A 12,503-nucleotide genomic window follows, 5' to 3' on the forward strand; every position below is an offset into this window, starting at 1 on the left:
AACGTTACTTATTCTCATCGACCAGATCATTCTTACGAATCTCAGTCTCAGTTCCGCCATCTTCTGACGGTGCGGAATATTGTAAGAACTTTGGCTGAGCAGGAATCTTCATACCTAAAGGAGAAGACTGCGTACGCTGTTTTGCTAAATCAACATGATACAAATAGCTAACCGACTCTTCACGAATAGCATCCATCATCGTCTGATACAACGCATAACCTTCACGCTGGTACTCAATGAGAGGATCACGCTGAGCCATAGCACGTAAACCAATTCCCTCTTTAAGGTAATCCATCTCATAAAGATGCTCAGGCCAACGTTTGCCAATCACGGAAAGAACAATACGACGTTCAATCTCACGCATAGACTCAGAGCCAATACTCTCTTCACGCTCTTGGTACACTAGCTCAGCATCAGCAAGAATCTCTTTAACCAGTTGGTCACGAGTAATCTTCGTCCGGTCACCAGCATCCTCAGCCAGATCTTCAGCAGTAATCGTGACAGGATAAATACTCTTGAGAGTGTCCCAAAGCTTGTCGAAATCCCAATCTTCTGCGTGATTATCCCCTACCTGCGCGTCAATTGCAGAGGTAAGAACCTCACGAGTAAAGATTTGAATCTGTTCTTTAAGGTCATCCCCCTGCAAAATCTGGTTACGGTCCTTATACATTGCTTCACGTTGACGATTCAAAACATCATCATATTTAAGGATATTCCTACGCTGTTCAGCGTTACGAGATTCAACCTGCCCCTGAGCCGAAGCAACGACACGAGAAACCAGTTTCGAATCAAGAACAGTGTCATCAGGAGCATTAGCCATAAGACGTGCAGCTGCCTGACCATTGAATAGACGCATCAACTCATCTGATAGAGAAAGATAAAAACGTGATTCACCAGGATCACCCTGACGTCCGGAACGGCCTCGTAGCTGGTTATCAATACGACGAGACTCATGGCGCTCTGTACCAAGAACATACAGCCCGCCAAGAGCAATCACTTCGTCGTGTTCTGCGCGAGCGGCCTCTTCACATTCAGCAAGAACGCTAGGCCATTTCGCCTCATATTCTTCTGTATTCTGCTCTGGGTCTAGGCCAAGCTCTGTCATCTTCTCAACAGCATTAAACTCAGGGTTACCACCTAGCATAATGTCAGTACCACGACCAGCCATATTGGTAGCAACAGTAATAGCTCCCTTACGGCCAGCCTGCGCTACGATAGCAGCCTCACGTGCGTTGTTCTTTGCGTTCAACACTTCGTGACGGATACCTTCACGTTTGAGAAGCTTAGAGAGATACTCGCTCTTTTCCACGCTGGTTGTGCCCACCAGAACGGGCTGACCTGTTTCAAAACGCTCTTTAATGTCTTCAACAACAGCGTTGAATTTAATAATTTCGTTCTTATGTACACGGTCGGGGTGGTCTATACGTTGCACTTCTTTATTCGTAGGAATAGCAACCACGCCAAGCTCATAAGTGCTCATAAACTCTGCAGCTTCAGTCTCTGCAGTACCCGTCATGCCAGAGAGCTTCTCATACATGCGGAAATAATTCTGCAAGGTAATAGTTGCCATCGTCTGGTTCTCAGGCTTAACTTCAACAGCCTCTTTCGCTTCAATCGCCTGATGGATACCTTCGTTATAACGGCGTCCGGGGAGGATACGTCCAGTATGTTCATCAACGATGAGAACTTCACCATTCATGACAACATAATCTTTATTGTTTTTAAAGAGCTCTTTAGCTTTAATAGCGTTGTTTAAGAAACCGATCAGAGGAGTGTTTGCCGGTTCGTAAAGATTTTCAATTCCGAGGTGGTCTTCCACCTTGTCAATACCAGATTCGAGAATGCCGACTGTACGTTTTTTCTCGTCTACCTCATAATCTTTTTCAGGAAGAAGAGTCTGCACGAAACGCGCAAACTCGGCGTACCAGCGGTGCGCCTCCCCTGCAGCAGGACCAGAAATAATCAACGGGGTACGAGCCTCATCAATCAAGATGGAGTCAACCTCATCGACAATGGCAAAATTGTGTCCGCGTTGAACTTGCTCTTCAACACTCCATGCCATGTTATCGCGCAGATAATCAAAACCAAATTCGTTATTTGTACCGTAAGTGATATCTGCAGCATATTGTTTACGACGTTCTTCTGGAGTCTGGTTCGAAAGAATAACACCAGATTCCATACCTAAGAAACGGAATACACGCCCCATCAAATTTGCCTGATACTCGGCAAGATAATCATTGACAGTTACAATGTGCACGCCTTTACCAGATAACGCGTTGAGGTAGGCTGGCGCCGTAGCGACAAGAGTCTTACCCTCACCGGTTTTCATCTCTGCAATATTGCCAAGGTGCAAAGCTGCCCCGCCCATGAGCTGAACGTCATAGTGGCGTTTTCCAAGAGTACGTTTTGAAGCCTCACGCACAACAGCAAAGGCTTCTGGCAAGAGGGTATCAAGAGATTCACCATCTTTAATACGTGCACGGAACGAGTCTGTTTCTGCACGCAGTTCGGCGTCACTCATATTTTCAAAACTGCTTTCGAGCGAGTTCACTGCATCAGTGTACGCACGAAGCTGTTTGAGAATTTTTTTATCCCCTGCGCGAAGAATCTTCTCTAAGAAAGATGCCACGAAAACTGACTCCTTGAGACGAAAACTTTAAATACGGTACCGACACTTTATGTCAGCACATCATCACTATTCTAGGTTAAAAACCGGCTAATATGAGAACGCTTTTCGTATTACTCTCTCAGCAAATCCTTATTTTTAGAGGACATCCCCTAGAAATAAGGCTTTTAGAATACAAAACAGCACCAAATAACTCAACGCCACGTTTTATGAGCCGTCCAGTATTTGGTGCTGTTTCAGCTAGGCTAAAGCACCTGAGCAAAATCCCGAGGCACTCTAAACACTACTTTGATAAAGACTAAATAAGAATCTTACTCAGCATCATTCTCTAAGGAAATAACGCCGTATGTCCATCCTTTACGACGGTACACAGCAGACGGTGCACCCGTTTCTTTATCCAAATAGACGAAGAAGTCATGTCCGACAAGTTCCATATGATCCACAGCCTCTTCTGCTGTTAAATGTGTGGCAGGGAAACTTTTACGTCGAATTTCTACGGGTGAAGAGACTTCATCTTCCAAAGAATATTCTGTAGAAAATGCAATTTCTTCGACCGGCACATCATCTAAATGTATCTCAGAGACAGCAACCTGCTCCGTCACAACGGGGAGAGATCCGGTTGCTTCAGAAACTGAGATAGGACGTTTTGTTCCTGATTTGCTAGGTTTCCGTCGATCTCGAGCTCGCCGTAAACGTTCAAGGAGTTTTCCATAAGTGTCGTCAAAGACCGCGAATTTATCTTCTCCAGTAGCTTCTGCGCGAAGAACAGGGCCTTTGCCGATAACAGTAATTTCTGTACCAATAATTTCTGGGCCAGAATGCCCCTCTTTAGTGAATTTTATTTCGATGGTGCTAACACGGTCACCTAGTTGCTCAAACTTTGCAACTTTATCTTCAACATGTTCACGCAGACGCTCAGTAACTTTAACGTTTCGTCCGATGATGTTAATTTCCACAATTCCCTCCAGTATATTTGGGGGCGTGTACTTAGCTGCGACTCCATCCGAAGAGGAGCTAAGCCGAGGAATTCGTCTTTGATTCCCTATAACTACCCTAATTCAAAACATGTCTTGTGTCACGCAAAATATTCTTTCAGTTAAGAATAAATACACTACCCACAGGTAACATTCACCGTTCTTTCACCCAAAGACATGCCCTAGCGCTACCCATCGTAAGCGGAAGACTCACACCGATACGGGACGTAAGCGAGCGTCGCTGCTCCAATCACCTTGCCACCAGCTGCAGAGACAACACGGTATCCCTCTGCCAACGTCGCCCCTGTCGTCAACACATCATCGAGCAAAATACAGTACACACCACGAACGTCATAATAAGCACCCATAAAAAATAACGGTGGCAAAGCTAAACGCATAGAATGGGCTAAACGTTGATGACGCTGAGCACTTGTCAAAAGTTTCTGCCCAGCCTCGTATTTTCTGCCCCATCGCCTTTTCTTCGCCAAAAGACAATACGATGTACAAGATAAACCAGCGTACTCCTCTACCAGCTGGCACACACGTTCTGCTAATAGTTGAGCAGGAACATAACCGCGTCTTCGCGTTGCACTTGGCTCAGAGGGCATCGGGACAAGAACCACGCGATGAACAACACCTTCTACATGCTGAAGGCAGCTCATCACAGCACGCACCAGCCCCGTAGCAAAAGTATCAAGAAGATCAGTACGTGAACCGTTCTTATATGCCAAAATACTTCGAGCTAACTCATGTTCATAGACCCCAGCAGAATATATTGGACACCCGACGCCATCAGCCCTAGAGCAATGAACATGCACAAGTGAATGACGGACGCAAAAATCACAATGAGAGCATAAAGCTCGAGCAACAGCCTTCGCCCCATATGCCCCACAGCTCGCACAGACTCGAGGACGTATCAGCTCAAGAACATCCTCCCAGAGAACACGTATATAAAAACCCATAGAAAATAGCACACCATCAGTATCTCCCGATAGCGTTCACCATATCCTAGGACATCCGTATATCTGTGGATAAGACGACGAATCATCCTTACACCATGATGACCGTCTAAACGTTATCCCGAATAACTGACATCATGCAGTGGAATGTCGATACGAGACCAGCCACGGTCAACCAAGGTGTAAATACGCCCGTCCTTCGTCTGCGCGATAATCTGATTATTCCCTGCTCCAGAAGCAATAAGGGACAAACTATCTAAGCGTTCAACAGAAGTAATCTCTCCCGACAAATAAATAATCTCAGACTTTCCGGAAACCTCGTCTGCCGCAATGAGGCTCTGGTCGCTCGTCCACGAAACATCAGTAGTATCAAGGGTTGTCCCTAAACGGACAGGAGAGGTCAGCTCAAGTGGTTGATGGTCTGAACTACGGTGAATACCAGAGACCCACACATACGTTTCGCCGTCAAGAGTTGCAACAACCGCCGCACGCGCACCATCACGAGAGACACGAACAGATTTAACGTCGTATCCTTCTAACCATGGAGAACGAACATCAACCTGCTTTTTCTCCTGCGAATTCACGTACGAAACAGCACGCAATCGGCCTGTAGAATCAGCACTCCACAACCACTGGAATTGGTCAAAAGATGGATGGGTTAACCCAACACCATCAAACATATGGGTAACTTTCTGATCAGAGACCCAAAATAGTGACTGTTGCGAAGAATCCAAAAACGCAAAGTTCTTGCGAGTGTAATCCATTGCTAAGTCTCGAGGACTAGCTAACCCAACATCAACAATTTTTTGTTGATCTGCATCATTGAAAATTTCGCTACGAGTCACCAGCTGGTTCCCATCAAGAGCAACAATGTTACCCGATACACTGGGGTTAACTTGCGGGGCAACATAGTTATCAAGAGAGCCAGCTTTCACCTCTTGGTCGTCAAACGTCAATTTAACGGAGTCAATACCACCTAATAACGACAAGGTTTGTGTCAGCTGAGAATTAATCCGTTCAATATCTAACTGTGAAATATCCGCGTCTAGTCCATCTCCATGTAAGCTCACTTGAGCGACAGTCTGCTCAACCGGAACAGAATTGCGAGTTAGTGTTGTGCCCGCAGGAATAGCGCTACTGACAGCACCCTCAAGGTACGGTGCAGCACCTTCAAGAAGAACCTTCGTAATAGAGGTAACAACCGTCGGGCGATCAGCAAACCAACGAATATCAGGTACAGCATAGGTATAGGTGGGATCATAAAAATACAGGGTATATGTTGCAAAAACCTGAATAAAATCATGATGATTCATTACAGTTCCTTGCGGAGCCTGAGCAATACGCCACTGACCGTTGACTTGCACCACTTTAAACTTAAGCTCTTCTGGAGAGACTTCCGCATAAGATGTTGCAATTCCCCGCCGGTCAATAGAAGTTGCGACAGGAACCGTCACAGAATATTCATCGCCATGGTGGACGTCATTGCCTGCAGTATCTGGGCTTATATCTAATGTTGTAGAATCTCGATATACCAAAGTACGTTCATCAGGTATCCACGAATTAGAGAACTCTTCCGTCAGATACTCACGAGCCACCTGATAATCATCTTTCGCACCAGCACCAGCACGCAAAAAGCCTTGAATAATCTCCGTGGGACTTGCCCCGTCCTGAGGAGGATCAAGCACGATACTGCTCCGAGTGTCGGTATTTGTACTTTGAGAATCTGCATAGTGATTCACAGAGCCACTTTGTGGAATACTTGCACAGCCACTTACGCCAACAAGAAAGCATAAGCCCAAACCAAGATAACGAACCTTGGTAGAAGAATATATTTTTTTCATCTAACTTTCACCATGCTGGTTCTTATCATCAGCGTCAAAAACATCGGGATCGGTAGAAGTCGGAACGTCAATATCTAGATACTCATCGGGAGGAAGAGGATCCCCTGATAACCGTACGGGAGATTTTCCCATAGGTTCTCCTTGACGGAGAGGTAAAGTCATACGGAAACAGGCGCCTTCTGCCGGACGTCCCCAACATTCTAAAGTGCCACCGTGCAAACGCACATCCTCAGCAGCAATAGAAAGCCCCAAACCAGTACCGCCAAGAGTGCGTTTACGTGAAGGGTCTGCACGCCAAAAACGATTGAAAACCTGTGTTACGTGTTCTTCGCTAAGACCTACACCGTGGTCACGAACAGCAACACCTAGTGCCGTCTCAGAGGTTGCAATATATACGTCAATCGGCTGGCCTTCGCTATGTTCCACAGCATTAAACAACAAGTTTCTTAACACTCGTTCAATACGGCGGTGATCTATCTCTACAGGTATATCACTATGATCATGATGAACCCTTAGCTCAGTGCCAGTACGTTGCAGGTGAGGTTCTACCGAAAGAAGAACCTCCTCAAGTACTGCCATGAATTGTACAGGCACCGCATCCAACGTCGCAGATCCAGCATCAAAACGAGAAATTTCTAGAAGGTCGGCAAGCAGAGCATCAAAACGGTCTACTTGGTGATAAAGCAATTCGGTAGGACGACGATATGCTGCACCAAACTCATCACGGCCGTCATAAAGCATCTCTGCTGCCATACGAACCGTAGTCAAAGGCGTACGCAGCTCATGAGAAACATCCGATACAAAACGTTGCTGCATCGTAGAAAGTGTTTCGAGACGAGAAATCTGATTTTCAAGGCTATCAGCCATGCGGTTAAAAGAATTACCTAAACGAGCAGTTTCGTTATGCCCTCGAACGATGACACGCTGCCCCAAATCGCCAGATGCAAGCTTTTCAGCGGTGATAGCAGTAGAAGAAATAGGACGAATCACAGAACGCGTAATGTACCAAACAATAGTGACAACGATAAGCAACAAGATAAAAAAGGCCACCCATACCACAAGGTTGATATATTGCAGTGTGGTCTGCGAAGAGGAAAGATCATAGACCAGATACAAACCATATGCAGGATTTTGAGGGATACGGATACTCGTTCCCACAAAGATGACCGGCTGTCGGTGACCATCAATATCAAGACTTGCAGATTGCCAATAAATACCTTCGTTGCGACTTATCGTATCTCGTAATTCTGTAGGAATATCAGAAGTGCTAATCGTGTCATGCTGGCTCTGCTCAGAGATAAACCCTTGAGCAGATGTTCCTTTGTTAGGGGCAAGAACCCATTGTTTCTCAGACTCTTCTCCCCCAGCTTCGAGCACAGTCAAGAACCTCAACACGTTACGGTGGATCTCAGATCGTCCGGTAGCATCGGAGCTATCAAGAAGCGATTGCACATTTGAAAAGCCAGCCGCCGAGTCTTGTAGCGCTTGGTCTACTCTACCTCTAAATAACGAGTTCGCTATCTGCGAGGAGAGGAAAGAGCCAACAAAAATGAAGGTCACAATCAACAACACAATAGCGGCAGCAATTGCACGAAATTGCAAAGACTGATGCCACCGTAAACGAAAACGTCTCAGCGGGCGTGTCCACCGTGCAAAACTGCGGTACTGGCTGATGGTCGTGGGAGGGGCCTGAGGAAAATGTTTAGCCACAACAATGCCTAACGGCGCGTCCTATCGGATACTGCTTTGTATCCTACGCCACGAACAGTTAAAACAATCTTAGGGTTTTCAGGGTCTTCTTCAATCTTTGAGCGTAGACGCTGAATATGGACGTTAACGAGGCGAGAATCTACTGTTTTCTCATAACCCCATACGTTACCTAATAGTGTTTCACGGGTCAGAACCTGCCCCGGTTGCTGTGCAAGGTTAGCAAGAAGCTCAAATTCTAGAGGAGTTAAAGGAATCAATTCACTATCACGAGAAACGGTATGGCCGGCTAAGTCGATAGTTAGACCGCCTACGCGAAGTGGCTCGTTGCTATGCTCTTCACGCGGACGCAGGCGAGCACGGATGCGCGCTAAAAGTTCTGCAGGTTTAAAGGGTTTGGCAATATAGTCGTCGGCACCGGCTTCTAACCCGCGTACAACGTCTTCGGTGTCGCTTTTAGCAGTAAGCATGATGATAGGAACATCTGATTCTTCACGGATTCTAGAACATACCTCGATACCGCTCATCCCTGGAAGCATCAGGTCTAATAGAATCAAGTCTGGCTGGTTGATGTTAAAAGCGTCCCAAGCTTTATCTCCAGCTTCGCAAAAGACGGTTTCATAACCTTCTTGTGCTAGGACGATACCAACCATTTCGGCGAGAGCTTCGTCATCATCAACAATGAGAATTGTAGAGTTCATTTTTCTCCCATAGGGTCACGGCGTCTTCCCTAGTCTATCGTGTTCTTCTCACGAGGTGGGACATCATCATGGAACATTCTTATGAGTCTTGAGCTATCTCGCTCAGTGCCTGAGCTGTTTGAACGAGTTCTTTAAACATTCCGGTAGCATCGTCAACGCTCATGAGGTGAAGAGTTGCATTATCGTAAAGTGTTACCTGTGATAGGTAGTGAGCCGGCAGTCCGATAGTACGCCAACTTTTCCAGAGATGGTATGCATGAGGTGGGACGTCAAAGCTCATGTTATTTCCGGTGACTGCTAACCAGAGTTCTTTTCCTCGTTCGGCGTGAGGAGCAATTTTTTCCCAATCGTGTTGTGTGTAACCGGTGGTATCAAACCATAGCGCGTCAGGTATTGAATCTATTGTATGCAGAGTCTGTATATCGCATCCGGTGATAGCGAGTGAAATGGAACGTTGCTGTAAGTGTTTTTGGACGATGCTATAGGTTTCTTGAAGTTCTTGTTCCGGTAGGTGACGAATGGTTCGATACCCACTTGCGGTAGGGATATTACCTGTCAATGCTGCATTAAGATACGGCTCTTCAAGTTGAAGGTAAAGGTGTTGAGAGCCAGTTGCTGTATCGATGGTATCAATCCAGTTAAAAAGTCCGTTAAGGAAGGAGTCTCGGATATCTCGACGGGCTCCATAGTCGCTGATGGCTCGTTCCCCATTAGGCAAGTAGAGGGATACGGCAAGGGAAACAGGGCCCATCAATTGTAGTTTGAGGTTCTCTCCTCGGTCTTCTTCTTGTCCGATAATGTCAGCTAGTAGGTTGATATCCGAACGGAATGTGGAGCGGGCAAGTTGGCTTTCTCGAGAAGTACCATTACTTAGCTTCCACCCGTAGGATACCCCTTCTGCGTGGAGTTCATCGAGAGTGGCGATAGTTCTGGCAAGTGTAGTTGCAGCGTATCCACGTTGTGGCAATTCCGGAAGAAAGGGCAGGTGGGGGTCTCCAAGTTCTCCGCGAACGCGGAAGATACTGTCAAGTAAGTTTTCTCCGCTGAGAGTTCCGGTTGCGCTGGCGCGTACCCTAATAGGTGCTTCAGTGATGGTTAATGTTTTCAAAACTTGTACAGGGGTATTTAGAGTCTATAAAGTACAGATGCCTTATATCGTTCTTTAGTTCTTCCAAAGTTCTGAAGGAAAGGCTTGTAGTAGAGGTTTCTCATCCCAAGTTATTTTTGGTACAGGTCCAATACGCAAGGCTTCCTCAACAGAGTGTGCGAATTTGATATCAAAACGCCCAGTCCCTTCAAAATAATCTAGATATTTAAATAAAGGTTCTGCCTCTGTTACAAGAGGGCATACTGGAATCCCATATGCGTCAGCAAAAATAATCCCGTGCAAACTAGAAGCGATAATAAACTCACTACGACGAATCCCTGTTACGAAATCATCCAATGAGCAGAGAGCAGATAGAGACCTCTCATCATTGATAAAACGAGTGTCATTTAGATTAGCAATAATAGTTATCTCTCGGGTGGGAGAAAGCTTTTTATCTCCAGTAATATGCGGTAGAAGGAGCCCCGGGTCTCCAAAAATTTCTGGTACCTGGTATCCGAGATTCATAAGATATTCACGTGTACGCGGCCCTCGGACGGCACGAATATCAAGGTTCTTTGGAAGGCTAAGGTCTAGATGTTTGCCGTTAACTCCAGGACCCCAGACGACAGTACCTGCAGGCAACATATGAATAATTGACCCAATAGCGCCAAGGTTTGTTCGAACTTTACTGTTATGCCCTCCTGCTAACTCGCGATGCAGATATCTCACCACATCTACGCCGGCAATATCCCCAACATTATTTATGCGAGGAGCGAAAGGGAGTTTTTTCGTCCAACGGAAAAACCTCTGAGGACGGAGTTTTACCGCTCGTGGAGGGTTCCACCTCAGAACGTTCACTCCACCGACATCGACTGGTTCCATTTGTTGTGACATGAGGCAGCTTTCTTCCTAAGACTATTCTCAAAAATAATATATTTTATTTATCCGGTGTTCCGTTATTTTCTTGCGCGATTTGTTCGTGGTGCCGGATCACCTCTGAAATGATGAAATTCAGAAATTTTTCTGCAAATTCTGGGTCTAAATCAGATAGTTCCGCAAGAGAACGCAAACGTTTAATTTGAGCAGATTCTCGGGCAGGGTCTCCAGCTGGTAGCTGGTGTTTAGCTTTGAGATGTCCAACTCGTTGTGTCGCTCTAAAACGTTCTGCCAAGATATGCATCAGTGCAGCGTCAAGATTATCGATAATTTTCCGGATGCTGTAAAGCTCTTCAAGGACTTCTGGCTGAACCTGTCCTCTTAACGATGATGCACGCTGGTCGAATTCTTTATGTGCTTGGATGTCTTGTGCGTCAGACATGTTTTTACCTTTGGTGAGTTGTTGTGCGCTGTTATGTGATGACTATTTTTATGAAGCGTTAATATCTTCTCTTTCCGTGGAATATGCACAGTTGATAGTGGCTTGTCCAAGAACACGAGTTCCTTGGTACATCACCATAGTCTGTCCGGGCGCTACTCCGCGCAACCCCTCATTCAGGTGTACGACGGTTTCTAACCGTAATGAAGTTTTTTCTGTGTCTGTGGTGTTTTCATCGTCAAGAACCCACTGCATATATGCGGTTGAGGCAACAGGATCAGCGTGGGCACGTACTTGGGTTGTGACTTCAAAGCTATCGCTTCGAGCGTTCAGTTCGGGTGTTTTGTTAAGAAATTCTTGTACGCAATCAATGGGTAGCCCTGCCCAAGTAGTTCTAATACCACGGATACGATCGATAGCGAGTAAGTCTTTCGAACCGACGATGACTTCATTGGTTTTGGGGCGAATTTCTAGTACGAAACGAGGTTTTCCGTCGGGTGCTGGACGTCCGATAGCAAGTCCTTTACGTTGCCCTACAGTATAGGCTTGAGCTCCAGGGTGCTGGCCTAAAACGTTCCCTTGAGTATCTTTGATGTTGCCTTCGCTCATCTGGATATGGTCTTCAAGCCATGCGCGAGTATCACCTTCAGGAATGAAGCAGATATCGTAAGAATCTGGTTTTTTAGCGACGGAGAATCCTCGTCGTGCAGCTTCTGCACGGACTTCATCTTTAGACGGTGTGTCTGCGAGGGGGAACCATGCGTGTTTGAGTTGTTCGTGAGTAAGTACGCCCAAAACATAGGATTGGTCTTTTGCCCAGGTTGCGGCACGGTGCAGTTCTCGGTTTCCGTTTTCGTCGCTAATGACTTTTGCGTAGTGCCCGGTAACAACGGCATCAAAGCCTAACGCTACCGCTTTTTCGAGGAGTGCAGCGAATTTAATTTTTTCGTTGCAACGCATGCAAGGGTTAGGTGTGCGTCCGGCTTCGTATTCGGAGATGAAATCGTCAACGACGTCTTCTTTAAATCGTTCAGAGAAGTCCCATACGTAGAAGGGGATGCCTAGCTGGTCGCAGACTCTACGTGCGTCCATGGAGTCTTCGATAGTGCAGCATCCGCGGCTTCCGGTTCTAAGGGTTCCGGGCATGCGTGATAGTGCGAGGTGGACGCCGACAACGTCGTGCCCGGCTTCTACCGCGCGTGCAGCGGCAACGGCAGAGTCAACACCGCCACTCATTGCAGCCAAGATTTTCATAAAGATATTTTTCCTTCGTATTGCTGTGTGTGAATGCTC

Annotated in this window: 10 protein-coding genes; all 10 read right to left on the minus strand. The window is 46.4% G+C overall.

Annotated elements, in window-relative coordinates; translation table 11 throughout:
• Positions 1–4 precede the first annotated feature (4 nt).
• The 10 genes from secA to mnmA all read right to left on the minus strand — a co-directional run bounded on the left by secA (position 5) and on the right by mnmA (position 12,464).
• Positions 5–2,629, minus strand: coding sequence for a preprotein translocase subunit SecA (gene secA, locus ACN083_RS04060; RefSeq protein WP_419101541.1), 2,625 nt, complete (start codon positions 2,627–2,629; stop codon positions 5–7).
• A gap of 308 nt (positions 2,630–2,937) precedes the next feature.
• Positions 2,938–3,582: a ribosome hibernation-promoting factor, HPF/YfiA family gene (hpf, locus tag ACN083_RS04065; protein ID WP_419101542.1), complete on the minus strand. Its 645-nt coding sequence runs from the start codon at positions 3,580–3,582 to the stop codon at positions 2,938–2,940.
• 206 nt (positions 3,583–3,788) lie between these two features.
• A complete protein-coding gene (locus ACN083_RS04070) occupies positions 3,789–4,562 on the minus strand; it encodes a ComF family protein (RefSeq protein ID WP_419101543.1) in 774 nt (257 codons plus the stop codon).
• A 113-nt stretch (positions 4,563–4,675) separates the two neighbouring features.
• On the minus strand, positions 4,676–6,400 hold the full coding sequence (locus tag ACN083_RS04075; RefSeq protein ID WP_419101544.1) for an LpqB family beta-propeller domain-containing protein: 1,725 nt from the start codon (positions 6,398–6,400) through the stop codon (positions 4,676–4,678).
• Positions 6,401–8,110, minus strand: a complete 1,710-nt coding sequence (mtrB, locus tag ACN083_RS04080) for an MtrAB system histidine kinase MtrB (protein ID WP_419101545.1) — start codon at positions 8,108–8,110, stop codon at positions 6,401–6,403.
• An 8-nt stretch (positions 8,111–8,118) separates the two neighbouring features.
• Positions 8,119–8,808: an MtrAB system response regulator MtrA gene (mtrA, locus tag ACN083_RS04085; RefSeq protein WP_419101546.1), complete on the minus strand. Its 690-nt coding sequence runs from the start codon at positions 8,806–8,808 to the stop codon at positions 8,119–8,121.
• Positions 8,809–8,887: 79 nt separating this feature from the next.
• A complete protein-coding gene (locus ACN083_RS04090) occupies positions 8,888–9,916 on the minus strand; it encodes a hypothetical protein (protein WP_419101547.1) in 1,029 nt (342 codons plus the stop codon).
• 54 nt (positions 9,917–9,970) lie between these two features.
• Positions 9,971–10,789, minus strand: a complete 819-nt coding sequence (locus ACN083_RS04095) for a polysaccharide pyruvyl transferase family protein (RefSeq protein WP_419101548.1) — start codon at positions 10,787–10,789, stop codon at positions 9,971–9,973.
• A gap of 43 nt (positions 10,790–10,832) precedes the next feature.
• On the minus strand, positions 10,833–11,213 hold the full coding sequence (locus tag ACN083_RS04100; protein WP_419101549.1) for a chorismate mutase: 381 nt from the start codon (positions 11,211–11,213) through the stop codon (positions 10,833–10,835).
• Between the two features lie 48 nt (positions 11,214–11,261).
• Positions 11,262–12,464, minus strand: coding sequence for a tRNA 2-thiouridine(34) synthase MnmA (gene mnmA / locus ACN083_RS04105; RefSeq protein WP_419101550.1), 1,203 nt, complete (start codon positions 12,462–12,464; stop codon positions 11,262–11,264).
• Positions 12,465–12,503: the final 39 nt, after the last annotated feature.

The sequence above is a fragment of the Rothia sp. CCM 9418 genome (genome assembly GCF_048512825.1).
In the GTDB taxonomy this organism is placed as follows: Bacteria; Actinomycetota; Actinomycetes; order Actinomycetales; family Micrococcaceae; genus Rothia.

Coding starts and splice junctions, on each gene's coding strand:
- mnmA (WP_419101550.1), bottom strand. CDS start 12,464: ATGAAAATCTTGGCTGCAATGAGTGGCGGTGTTGACTCTGCCGTTGCC.
- ACN083_RS04100 (WP_419101549.1), bottom strand. CDS start 11,213: ATGTCTGACGCACAAGACATCCAAGCACATAAAGAATTCGACCAGCGT.
- ACN083_RS04095 (WP_419101548.1), bottom strand. CDS start 10,789: ATGTCACAACAAATGGAACCAGTCGATGTCGGTGGAGTGAACGTTCTG.
- ACN083_RS04075 (WP_419101544.1), bottom strand. CDS start 6,400: ATGAAAAAAATATATTCTTCTACCAAGGTTCGTTATCTTGGTTTGGGC.
- mtrA (WP_419101546.1), bottom strand. CDS start 8,808: ATGAACTCTACAATTCTCATTGTTGATGATGACGAAGCTCTCGCCGAA.
- ACN083_RS04070 (WP_419101543.1), bottom strand. CDS start 4,562: ATGGGTTTTTATATACGTGTTCTCTGGGAGGATGTTCTTGAGCTGATA.